At 74.4% G+C, this 18,321-nt stretch carries 10 protein-coding genes; 2 read left to right on the forward strand and 8 right to left on the reverse strand.

All coding sequences use genetic code 11. The features are described from left to right. Positions 1-4 precede the first annotated feature (4 nt). The 5 genes from OTB16_RS34180 to OTB16_RS34200 form a co-directional block, all read right to left on the reverse strand. Positions 5-1,840, reverse strand: a complete 1,836-nt coding sequence (locus tag OTB16_RS34180) for a non-ribosomal peptide synthetase (protein ID WP_267726131.1) — start codon at positions 1,838-1,840, stop codon at positions 5-7. Between the two features lie 5 nt (positions 1,841-1,845). After that, entirely contained in the window at positions 1,846-2,886 is a 1,041-nt protein-coding gene (locus OTB16_RS34185) for a TauD/TfdA family dioxygenase (RefSeq protein WP_267726133.1), read from the reverse strand. 51 nt (positions 2,887-2,937) lie between these two features. Beyond that, positions 2,938-3,735 carry a thioesterase II family protein gene (locus OTB16_RS34190; RefSeq protein ID WP_267726135.1) on the reverse strand — a complete coding sequence of 266 codons (798 nt, stop codon included), beginning with the start codon at positions 3,733-3,735 and terminating at the stop codon, positions 2,938-2,940. Beyond that, on the reverse strand, positions 3,732-10,193 hold the full coding sequence (locus OTB16_RS34195) for a non-ribosomal peptide synthetase (protein WP_267726137.1): 6,462 nt from the start codon (positions 10,191-10,193) through the stop codon (positions 3,732-3,734). Before OTB16_RS34195 ends, OTB16_RS34190 begins: the two co-directional genes overlap by 4 nt. Before the next feature lie 148 nt (positions 10,194-10,341). Continuing rightward, entirely contained in the window at positions 10,342-11,802 is a 1,461-nt protein-coding gene (locus OTB16_RS34200; protein ID WP_267726139.1) for a helix-turn-helix domain-containing protein, read from the reverse strand. A gap of 331 nt (positions 11,803-12,133) precedes the next feature. Here OTB16_RS34200 and OTB16_RS34205 point away from each other — a divergent pair, with 331 nt between their 5' ends. After that, on the forward strand, positions 12,134-12,316 hold the full coding sequence (locus tag OTB16_RS34205) for a hypothetical protein (RefSeq protein ID WP_267726141.1): 183 nt from the start codon (positions 12,134-12,136) through the stop codon (positions 12,314-12,316). A gap of 41 nt (positions 12,317-12,357) precedes the next feature. On the opposite strand, the gene OTB16_RS34210 is transcribed toward OTB16_RS34205, so the two are convergent. After that, positions 12,358-15,687, reverse strand: a complete 3,330-nt coding sequence (locus OTB16_RS34210; RefSeq protein ID WP_267726142.1) for an AfsR/SARP family transcriptional regulator — start codon at positions 15,685-15,687, stop codon at positions 12,358-12,360. 298 nt (positions 15,688-15,985) lie between these two features. Between OTB16_RS34210 and OTB16_RS34215 the strand changes: the two genes are divergently transcribed. Further along, positions 15,986-16,318, forward strand: a complete 333-nt coding sequence (locus OTB16_RS34215) for a nuclear transport factor 2-like protein (protein WP_267726144.1) — start codon at positions 15,986-15,988, stop codon at positions 16,316-16,318. On the opposite strand, the gene OTB16_RS34220 is transcribed toward OTB16_RS34215, so the two are convergent. Together OTB16_RS34220 and OTB16_RS34225 are read right to left on the reverse strand one after the other, a co-directional pair. After that, complete coding sequence (locus OTB16_RS34220; RefSeq protein WP_267726146.1) at positions 16,297-16,977, reverse strand: alpha/beta hydrolase; 681 nt, start codon at positions 16,975-16,977, stop codon at positions 16,297-16,299. The two genes, OTB16_RS34215 and OTB16_RS34220, sit on opposite strands and share 22 nt — an antisense overlap. A gap of 35 nt (positions 16,978-17,012) precedes the next feature. Further along, the gene (locus OTB16_RS34225; protein WP_267726148.1) at positions 17,013-18,305 is read right to left on the reverse strand and encodes an SAM-dependent methyltransferase; all 1,293 of its coding nucleotides are present in this window, start codon (positions 18,303-18,305) and stop codon (positions 17,013-17,015) included. Positions 18,306-18,321: the final 16 nt, after the last annotated feature.

The following is an 18,321-nucleotide window of genomic DNA, read 5'->3' on the forward strand; positions in this document are numbered from 1 at the left end:
GGTCCTAACTGTCCTGGCGCGCGGCGGCCGCGTCGGCGGCCACCGCGACGAGCGTGTCGAGGTGGGCGGCGAGGTCCCGCAGGCGGGGGTGGGCGTAGACGGCCTTCACCGGGAGCGCGACGCCGAGTTCGGCCCGGACCCGGGACACGAGCTTGATCGCGAGGAGCGAATGCCCGCCCAACTTGAAGAAGTTGTCGTCGGGCCCGATGCGCGAGGCGCCGAGCACCGCCGCCCACACGCCCGCGATCAGCTCCTGCGAGCGGGTCAGGCCCTCGGCCGCGGCGGCCGGCGCCGGGCCGGCGGCCGGGGCGGGCAGCGCCGCCCGGTCCAGCTTGCCGTTGGTGGTCGTCGGGAAGCGGTCCAGCGCCACGAAGGCCGCCGGGAGCATGTAGGCGGGCAGCGCCGCCCCGAGGTGCTCGCGCAGCGCGCCCTCGGTGGCCCGGTCGTCCGCCGGCCGGTAGTACGCCACCAGCCCGGGAGCCCCGTGCACCTCGTCGAGCAGCAGCACGGCCGCCTCCGCGACCCCCTCGACCGCGGTCATCGCGGCCTCGATCTCGGGGAGTTCGATGCGGTGCCCGCGCAGCTTGACCTGCCCGTCGGCCCGGCCCAGGTAGCCCAGCCGGCCGCCCGGCAGCAGCCGTACCAGGTCGCCGGTGCGGTACATCCGGCCGCCGTACGCGGCCCCCTCGCCGGAGTCGGCGCTGAAGCGCTCCGCCGTCAGCGCGGGCCGGCGCCGGTAGCCGCGGCCCACGCGCGGGCCCGCCAGGTACAGTTCGCCGCCCTCGCCCACGCCGACCGGGTTCAGCTTCTCGTCCAGCACCCGCATCTGCAGGCCCGGCAGCACACCGCCGATGTGGGGGGCGTCGGCCCCGTCGACCCAGCCGGCCGTGGAGTCCACGGTGCACTCGGTGGGCCCGTACAGGTTCACCGTACGCAGCACGCCCTGCGCGCCCTTCTCGGCGAGGCGGGCCCAGAGCGCCGGGGCGACGGCCTCGCCGCCGATGAGGAGGGTCAGCGGGCGGGGCCCGCCCTCGGCGGTGAGCAGGTCCAGCAGCGGGTCGGCGTGCGAGGGGGTGATGTCGAGGTCGGTCAGCGCCTGCTCGTCCACGAACCGGGCCAGCAGGGCCGGGTCGGCGCGGGTCTCCTCGTCGATCATCACGAGGGTGTCGCCGCGGCAGACGCGCACCCACTGCTGCACGGAGGCGTCGAAGGACGGGGAGGCGTTCCAGCCGACGCGCCCGCCGTCGGTGACGGCGATGCCCGCGCCCTCCAGCTCGGCGAGCAGCGCCGAGACGGCGGCCCGGCCGATCTCCACCCCCTTGGGGCGGCCGGTGGAGCCGGAGGTGTAGATGACGTAGGCGAGGGTATCGCCCCGGACGGCCACGGGGGCGTAGGCGGGGTCGGACCCCTCGCCCGGCGCGGTCAGTTCGGCCACGGCCAGGTGTGCGACGCCCGCGGCGAGCGGCTCGGCGTCCGGGCCGGCCGTGACGACCAGGTCGGCGCCGGAGTCCTCGACCAGGTAGCGGCGCCGCTCGGCGGGCAGCTTCGGGTCCACCGGCAGGTACGCGGCGCCCGCGGTCAGGGTGCCGATCAGCGCGGCCACGAGGTCGGCGCCGCGCGGCAGGGCCAGCGCGACCACGCTCTCGGGGCCGATGCCGCGGGCCGCGAGGCGGGCGGCGATCCGCATGGCCTCGGCACGCAGGGCGCCGAAGCTCAGCTCGCGGTCGCCCGCGACGACGGCGGTGCGGCCGGCGGGGGCCAGCGCGAGGCGCGCCAGCAGGTCCGCGGCGGGGCGCGGGGTCTCCTCGGTGCGGGAGCGCTCGGGAAGTACGGCGGTCATGGTGCTCACTCCCCGGCGAACGCGGTCGTGGACGGCTGGGTGGCGGGGGCGCAGTCGGCCAGTGCGACCGGATCCCCCATGGCGACCAGGATCTTGCGGTCGCCCTTGTAGGCCTCGCGGCCGTGGGCGCACAGGATGTTGTCGACGATCATCAGGTCGCCCTGCTGCCAGGTCTCGCGCACCGTGACCCGGTCGTAGACGGCGTTGATCGCGTCGACCTCGGCGTCGGTGAGCGCGGTGCCGTCGCCCAGGTAGGTGTTGAAGGGGAGACCGTCCTCGCCGTAGGTCTCCACGAGCACTTCCCGGATGTCCGGGTCGAGGGTGCGGCTGTTCCAGAAGGCGAAGTGGTTGAACCAGCTCTCCTCGCCGGTCACGGGGTGCGTGACGATCGCGGACCGGCGCTGCCGGGTGATCATCGAGTCGTCCTCGTCCACCCACTCGTACCCGACCGTGTTCTCCTCGCAGTACGCCTCCGCCACCGCCTTGTCCTCGGTCGCGAACGTCTTGTACCAGGGCAGCCCGGCCAGCTCCGAGTAGTTGCGCACGAGCAGCCAGCCGGCCCGCGCGAACCGCTCGACCAGCTCCGGCGGCAGCAGGCGCAGCGCCTCGCGCATGTCGCCGACGGTGGTGGCGCCGCCCTCCTCGGGCGCGGTCACGCAGCCGAACAGCAGCACGCCGGGGAAGTCGAGGGTGTAGCTGTTCTCGTTGTGGAGCCGGATCGGCTGCACGGCCGGCAGGTCGGTGGAGGAGAAGACGCCCTCGCCGAAGTCGGTGCGCGGGGTGGCCTTCTCCTTGTATCCGGCGCGCCGCTGGATCAGCGCGTCGCGGGCGGCGGCGAAGGAGGAGGCGTCCGACACGGGAAGCCCGCGCAGCAGGACGGCGCCGGAGCGGTGCAGCTCGGCCTGGATGCCGGCGCGGTGGGCGTTCAGCCAGGCGACGGCCGTCTCCAGGTCGGCGCCGGCCGGGGTCTGGACGACGACCGGCTTGCCGGCCTCGCGGATCGGGCTGATACCGGTCTCGGTGGGGGCGTCTGCGAACGTGGTCATGGCAAAGTCCTCAAAACGGTACGGAGTCGGGGAGAGAGGGAGCGGCCGCGGTCAGGCGGCGGCGCGCGCCGGCAGGTGGCCGCCGACGACCGGGGCCAGTACGGCGAAGAACTCGGGCAGCCGCTGCTGGAAGTAGAAGTGACCGCCCGGCAGGACGTACGAGTCGAAGGGCCGGTCGGTGATCTGTGCCCAGCGGCCCAGCGTCGTGGCCGGCGCGACCGGGTCGGCGTCGCCGCCGATCACCGTCACCGGGCAGTCCACCCGGGCCGCGGACTCCTCACAGCGGTACACGTCGTCGATGGCGAAGTCGGCGCGGATCGACGGGATGATGATCTCCCGCAGATCGGGCTCGTCGAGGATCCCGTCGTCGGTGCCGCCGCGCTCCTTGATGGCGGCGACGAGCTGGTCGTCGTCCAGCCGCTCGGGGTGGACCGCGCACGGGTTGGCCAGGAAGGGCGCCCGGCACGCCGAGGCGACCAGGGCCCGCGGGGTCCGGCCGGCCGCCTGCAGGGCCCGTACCACCTCGAAGGCGACGAGCGAGCCCATGCTGTGCCCGAGGACCACCAGGTCGTCGGTGGTTCCGGCGGGCAGCGACGCCACGACCGGGCCGGCCAGGTCACCGATGGTGCGGGGCAGGTCCTCCGCGAAGCGGGCACCGCGGCCCGGGTACTGGCCGATGAGCAGCCGCACGTCGGCGGGCAGGTGCGCGCGCCACTCGGCGTACGCGTGCGCGTTTCCGCCGGCGTGCGGCAGGACCAGCAGCGACGTGCGCTGCGGGCCCTCGCCCGGCAGGTCCCACACCACGTCGTCGGGCGCGGGGGTGAAGTCCGGATAGGTGTCGTTGCTCATGAGGAACTCCGTTCCTGGTCGGGGGTGCGGCGGCGCAGCGCGGGCCGGGCCCTCCGGGGCGCCGCAGGCTCGGACCGCCGCAGGCCCTCGATGTGCTGGGCGAGGGTGGCGGGGGTGGGGTGCTGGAAGACGTCGCGGAGGGTGAGGGTGACGCCGAGGGTGGCGCCGATGCGGTTGGTGAGGCGGGCGGCGAGCAGGGAGTGGCCGCCGAGGTCGAAGAAGCCGTCGTCGATGGAGAGCGGCTCCGTCGTGTTCAGGGCCTCGGCGAAGTACGCGACGACGGACGCCTCCAGCTCGGTGCGCGGGCCGCGCCCGCCGACCGTGGCCGCGGCCTGCGGGACGGGCAGCGCCTGCTTGTCGATCTTCCCGTTGGGGGTCAGCGGCAGCCGGTCGAGCAGGACGACGAAGGCCGGGACCATGTGGTCGGGCAGCAGCGTGCGCAGCCAGAGCCGGACGTCCTGGCCGGAGAGGTCCGGAGCGGTGGAGACGAGGTAGGCCGTCAGCTGGGGCGTGTTGTGGTGGTCGGGATGGGTCGACAGGGTGGCCTGCGTGATCTCCGGGTGGGTGGTGAGGACGGTTTCGATTTCGGTGGGTTCGATGCGGAAGCCGCGGATTTTGATCTGGGTGTCGGTGCGGCCGGTGTAGTGGAGGTTTCCGTGGGTGTCCCAGTGGGCTTGGTCGCCGGTGCGGTAGAGGCGTGAGCCGGGTGTGCCGTACGGGTTGGGGATGAAGCTGGCGGCGGTGGTGGCGGGTTGGGCGAGGTAGCCGTGGGCCAGTCCGTCGCCGGTGAGGTACAGCTCGCCGGTGACGCCGGGTGGGCTGGGGCGCAGGTGGCCGTCGAGGACGTACGCCTGCTTGTTGGTGAGCGGGCGCCCGATGGACACGGTGGCGGTCGGCCGGTCCGAGACGGGGATGGGGTGGGTGGTGGTGAAGCCCATGGACTCGGCGGGGCCGTAGCCGTTGGTGATGGCGAGGTCCGGATCGAGGGTGTGGAGGCGGGTGACGTGGGTGGGGGAGGCGGGTTCGCCGCCCGTGTACACGATCCGCGTGGTGGTGAAGGTGTCGGGGTGCTCGTCCGTGAGGTAGTTGAAGAGGCTGGAGGACAGCTGGAGCATCGTCACCGCGTGGCGCCGTGACAGTGCGGCGATGAGTGCGGGTTCGGGTCGTTGTCCGGGCTGGAGGACGGTGGTGCCGCCGTGGAGGAGGGCTCCCCAGAACTCGAGGCTGAAGGCGTCCCAGGAGACCGGTGAGCACTGGAGGAACACCTCGCCGGGCCCGAAGGTGGCGTACGTCTGGGCGGTGAGCGTGGAGACGAGGTTGCGGTGGGAGGACAGGATGCCCTTGGGGCGTCCGGTGGAGCCGGAGGTGAACATCACGCACGCCACGTCCGCCGGCGTGAGGCCGACGTCCGGGCTCCCGGAGTCCTGCCGGCCGATGGCCTCGCGGTCGGCGTCGACCAGCACGGCCGTCCAGGGGCCGATCACCCGGTCCCCGTGCCGGGCGTCCGTGACGAGGACGCCGACCGCCGCGTCCCGCGCGGTCCCGGTGAGGCGTTCGTCGGGGAACTCGGGGTCGAGGAGGGCGTAGCCGGCGCCGGTCTTGACGACGGCGAGGAGGGCGACGGCGAAGTCGGTGCCGCGGTCCAGCAGGACCCCCGCCAAGTCCCCCCGGCCCAGGCCGTGTCCGGCGAGGTGGCGGGCGAGCCGGTTGGCGCGGGAATCCAGCTCCGCGTACGACAGCTCCTCGTCGCCGAAGACGACGGCGCGGGCGTCCGGGCGCAGGCGTACCTGCTCCTCGAACCGGTCCACGAGGGTCGCCGCGCCGATGTCCGCCCGCGTGCCCGTCCACTCCTCCAGCACCTGGCGCCGCTCGGCCTCACCCAGCAACTCCAGCTCCGACAGCGGTACGTCGGGGGCCGCGACCACGTGTTCCAGGGCGCGGCGCAGCATGTCCGTCAGCCGCTCGACCGTCGACGCCTCGTACACGTCGGAGCTGTACAGCACCGCACCCGTCAGCGGCCCGTCCGGCTCGGCCCGCAGCAGGAACTCCAGATCGAACTTGACGGCCCCCGTCACCAGCGGCTCCGCGGCCCCGGCCCGCAGGCCCGGCAGGTCCGGCGCCACCGCCGGCCCCGACTCCAGCGCCAGGCAGACCTGGAACAGCGGGTGCCGGGCCAGCGAGCGGGCCGGGTTCACGGCCTCCAGCACCAGATCGAAGGGGACCTCCTGGTGGGCGAAGGCGTCCAGGTCGGCGGCGCGCACCCGGGCCAGGAGCTCCCGGAAGACGGGATCGCCCGAGGTGTCGGTCCGCAGCACGAGGGTGTTGACGAAGAACCCCACCAGCCCGGACAGCGCCTCGTCCGAGCGCCCCGCGACCGGCGAGCCGAGGGGGACGTCGGTCCCCGCACCCAGCCGGGTCAGCAGGGCGGCGAGCGCCGCCTGAAGCACCATGAACGGCGTGCACCGCTCGGCGCGCGCCAGCTCCACGATCCGCTTGTGCAGGTGCGGTCCGAAGTCGACGTGCACCGCCCCGCCCCGCTGCCCCGCCACCGCGGGCCTCGGCCGGTCGTGGACCAGCCCGAGCTCCTCCGGCAGACCCGCCAGGGCGGTCTTCCAGTAGGCGAGCTGGTCCTCCAGGGCCCCGCCGTCGGCCAGGGCGGCCCGCTGCCACAGCGCGTAGTCGGTGTAGTCCGCCGGCAGCGGCGCCCAGTCGGGGGCGCGGCCCGCCAGCCGGGCCGCGTAGGCGGCGGAAAGGTCGTCGAACAGCGGGCGCAGCGACTGCCCGTCGGTCGCGATGTGGTGCAGCAGGACCAGGAGGGTGGACTCCGCCTCCCCGGTCCGCACCAGCGTCACCCGCAGCGGATGCTCCGCGGCCAGGTCGAACGGGTGCCGGGCGGCCGCCAGCAGCTCGGCCTCCCGCTCCGACGGCGCGACCGTACGGACCTCGAAGACCGGCTCGCCGACCGGGTCGACGACCTGCCGCGGCTCGCCGTCCACGGTGGTGAACCGGGTCCGCAGCGGCTCGTGCCGGCCCACCAGATCGGCGAAGGCGGCGCGCAGCGCCCCGACGTCCGCGACCCCGTCCAGCCGGACCGCCATCGGCACGTTGTACGAGGTCCCCCCGTCCTGGAGCCCGGACACCAGCCAGAGGCGCTGCTGGGCGAAGGAGAGCGGCGGCCGCTCGGGCCGCACCGCGGCACGGGTGAGCGGCGGAAGCACGGGCCGGCCCGACGCGGCGCCGATCTGCCGCGCCAGCGCGGCCGGCGTGGGGTGCTGGAAGACGTCGCGGAGGGTGAGGGTGACGCCGAGGGTGGCGCCGATGCGGTTGGCGAGGCGGGCGGCGAGCAGGGAGTGGCCGCCGTGGTCGAAGAAGCTGTCGTCGACCGACAGCGGTACGGGGGCCTCCAGGACCTCGCCGACCAGCGTCCGTACGATCTCCTCCAGCTCGGTCCGCGGCTGGCGGCCCCCCGTGGTGAGCGGTGCTTCGACGGCGGGCAGGGCCCGCTTGTCGATCTTCCCGTTGGCGGTGAGCGGCAGCCGGTCCAGTACGGCGAACCGCGCGGGCACCATGTGCTCGGGCAGCTGCTCGCGCAGCCAGCTGCGCAGGGCGGCGGGGGCGAGACCCGGGCCGGGGGTGAGGGTGACGTAGGCCGTCAGGTCGGTGGAGTGGACGAGGGTGGCCCGGGCGACCCGGGGGTGGGTGGTGAGGACGGTTTCGATTTCGGTGGGTTCGATGCGGAAGCCGCGGATTTTGATCTGGGTGTCGGTGCGGCCGGTGTAGTGGAGGTTTCCGTGGGTGTCCCAGTGGGCTTGGTCGCCGGTGCGGTAGAGGCGTGAGCCGGGTGTGCCGTACGGGTTGGGGATGAAGCTGGCGGCGGTGGTGGCGGGTTGGGCGAGGTAGCCGTGGGCCAGTCCGTCGCCGGTGAGGTACAGCTCGCCGGTGACGCCGGGTGGGCTGGGGCGCAGGTGGCCGTCGAGGACGTACGCCTGCTTGTTGGTGAGCGGGCGCCCGATGGACACGGTGGCGGTCGGCCGGTCCGAGACGGGGATGGGGTGGGTGGTGGTGAATCCCATGGACTCGGCGGGGCCGTAGCCGTTGGTGACGGCGAGCGCCGGGTAGAGGGTGTGGAGGCGGTGGACGTGGGTGGGTGAGGCGGGTTCGCCGCCCGTGTACACGATTCGCGTGGTGGTGAAGGACTCCGGGTGCTCGTCCGTGAGGAAGTTGAAGAGGCTGGACGACAGCTGGAGCATGGTGACGCCCCACCGCGGCGACAGTGCGGCGATGAGCGCGGGTTCGGGTCGCTGTCCGGGTTGCAGGACGGTGGTGCCGCCGTGGAGGAGGGCTCCCCAGAATTCGAGGCTGAAGGCGTCCCAGGAGACGGGGGAGCATTGGAGGAACACTTCGCCCGGGCCGAAGTCGGCGTAGGTCTGGGCGGTGAGCGTGGAGACGAGGTTGCGGTGGGAGGACAGGATGCCCTTGGGGCGTCCGGTGGAGCCGGAGGTGAACATCACGCACGCCACGTCCGCCGGGGTCAGCCGGACCCGCAGGGGCCCGTCCGCGCGGGCGGCGACGGCTGCCCGGTCGGCATCGACCGGCACCGTGGCCCACGGGCCGGAGATCCGCCCCCGGTGGGCGGCGTCGGTCACCAGCACCCGCACCCCCGCCTCGGCGGCCGTCCCCGCCAGGCGTTCGTCGGGGAACTCGGGGTCGAGGAGGGCGTAGCCGGCGCCGGTCTTGACGACGGCGAGGAGGGCGACGGCGAAGTCGGTGCCGCGGTCCAGCAGGACCCCCGCCAAGTCCCCCCGGCCCAGGCCGTGTCCGGCGAGGTGGCGGGCGAGCCGGTTGGCGCGGGAATCCAGCTCCGCGTACGTGAGCTCCTCGTCGCCGAAGACGACGGCGCGGGCGTCCGGGCGCAGGCGTACCTGCTCCTCGAACCGGTCCACGAGGGTCGCCGCGCCGATGTCCGCCCGCGTGCCCGTCCACTCCTCCAGCACCTGGCGCCGCTCGGCCTCACCCAGCAACTCCAGCCCCGACAGCGGCAGTTCCACCGACTCCATGGCCTGCTCCACGAACCGCAGGAACCGGTCCTGATGCCCGGCCACGGCCGCGAGGTCGCACACCTCCGGAGCCGCGTCGAAGTCGATCCGCAGCCCGCCCTCCGGACCCAGGTCGTACACGCCGACCGCCAGGTCCTCCACCGGACCGTTGCTGAGGTTGTGTTGCGTGGTCGGGAACCCGCAGAAACGCATCCCGGGCGTGAACGCCATGATGTTGACCAGCGGAGCCGAGATCCGCCGCTCCGCCTCGCCCAGACCCAGGTCCCGGCAGATGTCCTCGTACCGGGTGCGCTGGTGCGCCAGCCCCTGCCGGGTCTCCGCGACCACCGCCGACAGCAGCTCGGCCAGCGTCCCGTCCGGCGCCACCGGCACCCGCAGGGGCACCACGTTCGACATCATGCCCGGCGTGCGCCGCGCCAGCTCCGTACGCCGGCCCGTCACCGGCAGGCCCAGCACCGGTTCGGTGCTCCCGCCCACCCGGTGCACGTAGGCCCCGACCAGCGCGATCACCAGCATCGTCCACGGTGCCCGGTGCGCCCGCGCCACCTCGCGCAGCCGGTCCGCCCGCGCCGCCGGCAGTACCACCGTGCGCCGTACGAACGGCAGCGCGCCCGGCGCCGTACGGCCGCTGCGGCCCTCGCCGAGCCGCGGCGTCTGCGGCAGCACGGCCAGGTGCGCCGCCCAGTGCGCCCGGTCCGCGGCGGCCTCCGGCGACGTCCGGTACGCCTCGTCCTCGGCCAGCAGCTCCGCCATCGACCCGAACGGGCTCGGCCCCCACGGCTCACCGGCCGCGGCCCGCTCGTACAGCTCCACCAGCCGCCGGTCCATCAGAGCGATGCCCATGCCGTCGACGGCCAGGTGGTGGAAGGCGTGGAAGTAGAACCAGCGGCGCTCGCCCCGCTCCGTCGTGCCCACGGCGATCAGGACGTGCCGGGTCAGCCAGCCGCCCTCCAGGTCGAACGGGCGGGCCAGCTCCGCCGCCATCCAGGCCCGGCCGGCCGCGGCGGGGTCCGCCTCTCCGCTCAGGTCCAGCAACTCCAGTTCCCGCGAGCCCGGTTCGGGGTGGACCAGCTGCCACAGGCCGCCGTCACCGTTCCCCGTGCCGTCACCGTTGCCCGTGCCGTCCCCGGCGCGGTTCCCGCCTCCGCTCCCGTCCTCGTCCGAACCGGTGCCGCGGATGCGCAGGCAGTCCGCCTCGCGGGCCAGCTGGTACCAGGCCCGGGCGAGCAGCCCCGGGTCCAGATCGCCCAGGATCTCCCGGTACTCCCCGATGTTGTAGCGGCAGCCGGACGCGTCCAGCCCGTGGGCCATCCAGATGTCGCGCTGCGCCGCCGACAGCGGCAGCCGCACAGCGGCCGGCCCGTGCGCGGTGCTGCTCTGTTCAGACGGCTCGGTGGACATGCGCGGGCTCCTCAAAATGGTCTCCGTGGCGGGCGGTCGAGATCTGTTCACGTGCTGGTACGAGATCTGCTGCGTGGTCCGGCCCTACGTCATCCAACCGGCGGGCCCCCCGGCCCTGCGGCAGTTGCTCCGGCACTCGGCGAGCAGTTCAGGCGGCAGTGGCGGCAGCCGCGCGCGGCGCCCGGCAGGCGGCCCGGACCAGGCCCAGCACCCGGAAGCGGGAGCTGCCGCCCTCGTGCGCGGCCCGTACGACACCGCTGATCAGCAGCTCGCGCAGCATCCGGCCGGCCTCCGCCAGACCGGTGCCCGGTCTGCCCGTGGCATCGGCCAGGGCGGTGATCCCGGCCAGGTCGAACTCGTCCCCGGCGCCTTCGCACAGTGCCTCCAGCAGCCCGCGGGCGCCGGGTGAGAGCCGGTCCAGTCGGCGCCCCAGGGCACCCCGGAAGCCGGCCGTGCCCGCCCGCCCGCCGAGGTGGTCGAGCAGGGCCACCGGGTCCTCGTCGAGACCACGGCACAGGGCGGTCAGGTCGCACACCACCAGCCAGGAGGCGGCCGCGGCCAGTGCCCCCGGGTGTCCGTCCAGCCGCCGGCAGACCCACGCGGCACGTTCCGCGTCGGCCGCCGTCGGCGCGAACTCCGGCCGCACCCGCCGGACATGGTCGAGGAAGACCCGGACCGCCGGGGCCGCCGGGTCCACCGATCCGTCGGCCGGCACCTCCAGCGGCGCCAGCAGGAAGATCCGCTCGCCGGGCACCTCCCACGGCTGGTCCGACGTCACCAGCAGCCGCAGCCCGGGGCAAGCGCGCAGCAGCCCGGTCAGCCGGTCGAACCGGAGCGGGCCCGTGGGGGCGCCGTCGAGCACCAGCAACGCCGTCTGGTCTCCCAGCAGTTCGGCGAGGGAGTCGACGCCGCCGGCGAGGGGGTCGACCGCACCCGCGACGGGGGACCTGTCGGCGGTGCCGCCGCCGAAGCCGTCCGCACGGCCGCCGTCGAGCGGAGAGGTGCCGCCGTCTCCGCACGGTGCGGAGGCGGGGGAGTACAGCTCGGCCACCGCCGAGGCGACCAGGACCGCCGACTCGCCCTCGGCGCAGCCCAGGTGATCGGCCGCCGCGCCGGGGAAGGCGTACCAGAGCACCGGTATCCCGGCGCCGTGCAGCCGTTCGGCGACCGACAGCGCCAGCCGCGTCTTGCCCACCCCGGTCAGCCCCACCAGGTGCACCAGCCGTTCCGCCCCCGAGGCGAGTTCCCGTTCCAGTAGCGATGCCTCGGCGTCCCGGCCCACCATCGGGTGCAGGGCGGTCGGCGGCGCCGGCGGCCGCTCCCAGCCCGCTCCGGTCGCCCGGCCCTGCTGCGCGGCGGCCTCCAGAGCGGTCCGGGCCCGGGCGCCCAGCCGCAGCGCGTCGGCCATCAGACGGACCGTGTCGGGGCGGGGCCGTCTCGCCTTGCCCTGCTCCAGATCGCGGATGGCCCGCACGCTGATCGTGGAGAGGTCGGCCAGCTCCCGCTGGGTGAGGCCGATCCGCAGTCTGTGGGTCCTGATCAGCATGCCCAGGCGGGGGGTGTCCCGTACCGGAGTGAGGGCGGCGTCGACGGCGGCCGTGCTGTTCATGTGCGCTCCCGGCGGTGGTGGTGGGGAACGGCTGGGCCCGCGTGGCCCGGCCCGGTTCCTGCTTCCCATCGTCGGCAGCGCGCTATCGCCCCGGCATCCCCGCGCGAACAGCCCCCGGCAGGCGCTCCTATCACCCCCGGAGCCCCGCTCCCCACCCGCCTACGACGCCGCTATCACCGGTCTACGCCGTCCCCATCACCTCTCCAGAAGCGTGATAGCGCGGGGATAGGAGCGGGGCCGGTGCGGGGATTCCGGCTGTTCCTAACGTGATGCCCAGAACGAAGGAAGCGCCCCGGAAAACCCGGAGCGCACCGATGAAAGGGAATCAGAAATGACGCTCGCCGCCGCCTTCCGCACCGCCCTCGTCACCGTCGCCATCACCGGAGCGGCCGTGCTCGGCACCCAGGTCGCCCAGGCCGACGGCACGGCCACCCCCGCCACCACGGCCGGCGTCACCGGACCGACGGCCACCCCGTCGCCGAGCACCTCCACCGACACCAACCCGTGGGACTGACGCAACCCCCGACCCGGTCCCCTGACGACACACCCCCGACGTCACACCCCGGCCGCGGATCCCGCAGCCGGTGCGCGGACGGCGCCCGAGCCCGGGGCAGGGTTCACGGACGGACCCGACGCCGAGCCCAGGGCCGCAGCCGGCGCCGACCCCACGAGCGGGACGAACGCCTGGCCCAGCACCGGACCGATCACCCGAGAGGGCAGCGGGTCGGAACCCAACAGCCGCTCCGCCTCGGCCAGTTCAGCGTCCATCCGCCGCTCGCGGAAGACCCGGACCGAGCTCTCCAGCAGTTCCCGGGAGCGGGAGCGCTCACGGGAGTTGCCCCCCGCCAGCAGCAGCCGCGCCAGGTCCAGCCGCACCACCGCCGCGCCGCCCTGGTCCATGATCTGCTCGCGTACCGACAGCGCCTGCGCGTAGAACCCCCGGGCGGACTCTCCCCGCCCCAGCTCCGCGTGCGCGTGACCCAGGTCCCGCAGCAGGTGCCCCTCGCCGATCACGTCACCGCTGTCCCGGCACAGCTCCAGCACCTCGCTGAACGTCCGCACCGCACGCTCGTGCTCGCCCCGGGACTGCGACAGCTGCCCCGCCCGGCGCAGCGTCCGTGCCTGGCCGCCCGTGTACCCCACCGAACGGTAGATGCCGAGCGCCTCGTCCAGCCGGTCCTGCGCGGCCGAGGACTGTCCGCGCACCATCCAGATCTGCGCGCTCTGCGTCAGGACGATGGCCCGGCCCACCACGTCACCGACCCGGTCGAAATCCCGCAGCGCCCGGTCGTACAGGGTGAGTGCGTGCTCCTCGTTGCCCCGCATCCGCTCCAGCAGCGCCAGGTCCCGGTGGCACAGCGCCAGCCCGTGGCGGTCGTCGAGTTCCCGGAACAGCCCGAGCGCCGAGGTCAGCGCCGTCCGCGACTCCTCCTTCTGGCTGCGGCCGAGGTGGAGGACGCCGAGCGAGCTGAGCAGAGCGGCCGTGCCGCGCTTGTTCCCGGCGGCCCGGACGGCTTCCAGCGCCAGCCGGTGCGTACGCTCCCACTCGTCGAAGTAGCCCCGGCCCTCGAACAGGGTCGTCAGGGTCGTCGCCAGGTCCCAGCACAGCTCGTCCATCCGGGCCTCGGCGGCGTGCTCGACCGCCTGGACCAGGTTGGCGTGCTCGCTCTCCAGCCACTCCAGCGGGTCCACCAGCAACTCGTCGACGCATGCGGGCGGCGGCTCCCAGCGCGGAGCGCTGCCGTGCAGCACCGTGAAGTCCCCGCCGTAGATGCGCCGGTGGGCCTGTTCGGCCAGCGACAGCCAGCCGCCCAGCATCCGGCCGAGCGCCGCCGTCTGAGCGGCCGGCTCGTCGTGCTCGGCGAGCTGCTCCCGCGCGAACACCCGGATGATCTCGTGGAACCGGTAGCGGAAGCCGCCGGTGGACTCGACCCCGACGACGTCCAGCATCTGTACGTCGACCAGCGGTTCGAGGAGGTCGGAGGGGAAGGGCCGGTCGTCGTCGAGCAGCGCCCCGGGAAGCCAGCCCGGCAGCGTCGGTCCCTTCGCGAGGCTCAGCAGCCGCAGCAGCCGGCGGTCCGGCGCGGCCAGCCCGTCGTGGGTGAGCGAGAGGCTGGCCCGCATCGTCATCTCGCCGTGGGTCAGCTCGTCCAGCCGGTGCCGCTCGTTGGCGAGCCGGTGCACCATCGAGGCCAGTGTCCAGTGCGCGCGGGCCGCCAGCCGGGCGGCCACGATCCGCAGCGCCAGCGGCAGCCCGCCCACGGTCCGGATCAGCGCCTCGGCCGCCGCCCCCTCGCGCTCCACCCGGTCCGCGCCGATCACCCGGACCAGCAGCTCCAGCGCGTGCTCGGTGCTCATGACGTCGAGCTCGATCCGGTGCGCACCGGGCAGCCCGGTGAGCCGGACCCGGCTGGTGACCAGCACCGCGCAGTTGCGGCTGCCCGGCAGCAGCGGCCGGATCTGGCTCTCGGACGCCGCGTCGTCCAGCACCACCAGCATCCGGCGGGAGGCCAGCAGGGTCCGGTACATCTCGGCCCGCTCGTCCTGCGACTCGGGGATCACCGCACCGGGAATGCCGAGCGCCCGCAGGAACCGGCCCAGTACCTCGGCCGAGGTCGCGGGAGAGCCCGTACCGCGCAGGTCGCAGTACAACTGGCCGTCGGGGAAGCCGGTTTCGCTGAGCCGGTGGGCGATGTGCGTGGCCAGGGTGGACTTGCCGGTGCCCGGCTTGCCCACCACCACGGCCAGCCCGACCGCCCGCTGTCCGCCGTCGCCGAGGAGCGTCCGCTCGATCCGGGCGATCTGTGCCTCGTCTCCGACGAAGTCGGAGGTGTCGGACGGGAGTTGGCGCGGGATCTCCTCCCGGTACGCGGCCGCCCCGTCCGGCGCCGGGGGCGCGGACGCCCGGCCCGGCTCCGCACCGGACGGCTCACCCGCGGCGGCGGGCCGCCGCGGCTCCGCGGCCGCCCCCGCGGAACCCGCGCCCGGGCCCGGTTCGGAGGCCGGCCCCGGCCCAGGCCCAGCCCCCGCTCCCGGCTCCGCGTCGGTGCCCGCGGCCTCCACCGCGCGGCCGTAGCCGCCGGCGGCCGGACGGGACGGCGGCGGTACCTCGCCCGCCAGGATCGCCGACTCCAGTGCCCGCAGCTCACCGCCCGGCTCCAGGCCGAGCTCCTCCACCAGCAGCTCGCGCCCGACCCGGTAGCTCTCCAGGGCCTCGGCCTGCCGGCCCGACCGGTACAGGGCCAGCATCAGCTGCCCGCGCAGCCGCTCCCGCAGCGGATGGACCCGTACCAGCAGCTGGATCTCCCCGACCAGCTGGTGGTGGCGGCCCAGGTCGAGTTCCAGCTCGATCCGTGTCTCGGTCGCGGTGAGCCGTTCCTCGTCCAGTTGCAGGGCCTTGCTGCGCAGCGTCTCACTGGACACCCCGCTCAGGCAGTCGCCCTGCCACAACTCGGCGGCCGCGCGCAGCAGTTCCGCCGCTCCGGCCAGTTGGCCCTGTTTGGCCAGCGTCCGGGCGTCGGCGACCGTACGGGCGAACAGCGCGGCGTCGACGAGGTCGCCCTCGGTCTTGAGGACGTACCCCGGCGGCCGGGTGGTGATGGCGGCGGCGATGGCCGCCGAGCTGAACAGCTTGCGCAGCCGGGACACGCAGATCTGCACCTGGGTGCGTGCCGTGTCCGGGGGTTCGTCGTCCCAGATCAGGTCGACCAGGTAGTCCGTGCTCACCACACGGTTCGCCTCGAGGAGCAGCGCGGCGAGGATGACTTCCTGCCGGCCCGGGGGGATGCGGACCTGCCCCGCGTGGCCGGTCACCTGTAACGGTCCGAGGATCCGGAAAACCACCGCGTCCGGGGTCGGCGCACCCCCGCCGGGCGAAACGGTCATGAGTCTCCCAGCTGGGGCATGCCTGATCCCGCTCGCACCGTGTGCACGACACGGTCGAGCCGGGAGGGAACACGGGTGGAGCGGGGGCTCAGTCTTCCCGAACACGTCTCCGGTTGTCCATGGTGTGGAGATTCCGTGGGGGCCGACAGGAGGCACCAGTTCCGGCCATCGTGGCCGAGGGGCGGCTCCGCGAGCGCCCGCTTCGGTGATAAGGCGGGGATAGCCCCGGGTTGCGCGCCTGGCGCAGGGTGTACCTGCCGCCTCCCGGAGGGGACGCGGCCGTACGAAAGGACGTCCCATGAACGGTCGGTACACCAGGCGGATCCCGCCCAGCTCCGTCATCACCGACTCAGGGGTCGACCACGTGCGCCTGGCGTACCACTACCTCGACAACGGTGACCTCGACGGCTACGGCTCCCTCCTGCACGCAGGTCCGCTGGGGCCCGACCTGGAGGGCCCCGGTGCCCGCGGCGCGCGCCACGACATCATCCGGATCGTCGCGGAGGGGGACTGCGTCGTCGCGATGGGCCGGCTCTCGCCGCAGCAGCGGGACTTCGTCGACGTGTTCACCCTCTCCGACGAGGGGATGCTCCGGGCCTGCCGCCGCTACTACTCCGCGCTGCCCCGCTGAACCCGGCCGGCCAGGGCGGCCGGCAGCGGGGCCAGGCCGAGGAACCCGAGGGTCAGGGAGGTGGCGGTGCGGTGCCAGGCCCGGGCGTCGCGCAGCATGGCGTGGCCCCCGGCAGTCATGGGAACCGCGAGGGTGTGCGCGCCGGCCCGTTCGGCGCGGTCGAGGAAGTCCCAGGTCTCCCGCGCCGACGTCACCCGGTCGGCCGGGTCGTGAAGGGCGGCCACCCGCCGGCCGCGCAGCCGGCCGACCGGTTCGCCGGGCGGGCACCAGGGCGCGAGGGCGACGACACCGCACACGTGCGGGTCGCCGGCCAGCCGCAGGGCCGCGCGGCCCCCCATGGAGTGGCCCACGAGCACCACCGGGACGTCGCCCGCCGCGCGCAGCAGGGCCCGCAGGGCCTCCCGGGCGTCCTGGAGGGCGTCCTCGCGCCCGCCGTTCCAGCCCCGGTGCCGGTAGCGGACGTGCCCGACCAGGACGTGGTCGTGCGCGGTGGCGCGGATGACGCCGGTCGCGAACGGCCGCATCCGCAGGGCGGGCAGGTTCAGCCGGGGCGGTGCCTCCAGGGCGTCCGCCCGTCCGCCGTTGAGCACCAGCACGGCGGCCCGCGGCGTGAAGGGCGCCCAGCGGACTGCCAGGGTGTCGTGCGCGTCCGCCGTCATGGGCCCCGCTCCGTTCTCCCGTGTTCCCGTACGTCTCAACTCGCCCCCTCCGCGGCCGGGTACCAGTCCGCCGGTGTGGGCGGCATGCCGGACCCGCCGTCGCGCGCGGGCCGTACGGCGAGGATCTGGTCCACCCCCATGCGCCGTTCGGCGAAGGCCAGCGAGCTGCCCGCCAGGTACAGCCGCCAGACGCGGGCGGTCGTCTCGCCGGCCAGGGAGTCGAACGCGCTCCACCGCTCTTCGAGGGTGTCGCGCCAGGCGTCGATGGTACGGGTGTAGTGCTCGCGCAGGGATTCGACCGAGCGGACCTCGAGACCGGCCTCCTCCAGGACGCCCACGGTCCGGCCCACGGGGCGCATGTGCATGTCGGGGGCGATGTACGCCTCGATGAACGCGCCGCCGCCCGGAGCGTTGGCACCCCGGGACATCTGCTGGACCAGCAGGCGGCCCCGCGGCCGCAGGGCGCCGTGCAGCAGCGAGGCGAAGGCCGGGTACTCGGCGTCACCGACGTGCTCGCTCATCTCGATGGCCGTGACGGCGTCGTACCCGCCGGCGTCGATGTTCCGGTAGTGGCGCAGCTGGACGTCGACGAGGTCGCCGAGCCCCTCCCGGGCCACCCGGTCCGCCACGAAGTCACGCTGCTGTCGGGACAGGGTCACCGCCGTCACCCGCGTCTTGTGGGCGCGGGCGGCGTGCAGGCTCAGGGAGCCCCAGCCGCAGCCGACGTCGAGGAGCCGGGACCCCTCGTGGAGGCCGAGCTTGCGGCAGACCAGCTCCAGCTTGTCGTGCTGCGCCTGCTCCAGGCCGTAGCCGGGTTCCTCGGGGCGGGTCCAGTAGGCGCACGAGTAGGCCATCGACGGGTCGAGGAGGAGGGCGTAGAACTCGTTCGACAGGTCGTAGTGGTGGCTGATCGCGGCCCGGTCGCGCGCGGAGCTGTGCAACCGCCCGCCGAGCCGGGCCCGCGGGGCGTCGGGCGCGCGGGGAGGCAGGCCGACCACCCCCAGTCCCACGGCGAGGCTGGTGACCTGCGCCCATCCGGCAGCGGTGGGTTTGACGCGGCCGTGGTCGCGCACGGACTGCCAGGCAGCGCCGAGGCCCTCGGCCAGGTCCCCCTCGATGTCGAGCTCGCCGGTGATGTAGGCCTCGGCGAGACCCAGTTCACCCGGCTGCCACAGCAGCCGGCGCAGGGCCCGCGGCGAACGCAGGACGATCACGGGGGCGTCCGCGGGGCCCGCCTCCGTCCCGTCCCACGCGCGCAGGCGCACGGGGAGCGGACCGGCGAAGAAGTGGTCCAGCAGCTCCGCCAACCGGTCGGCAACGGCCCTCATCACACGTCCTCCAGCA

Origin of the sequence: Streptomyces antarcticus, assembly GCF_026627255.1 — a bacterium.
GTDB classification, from domain to species: Bacteria; Actinomycetota; Actinomycetes; order Streptomycetales; family Streptomycetaceae; genus Streptomyces; species Streptomyces antarcticus.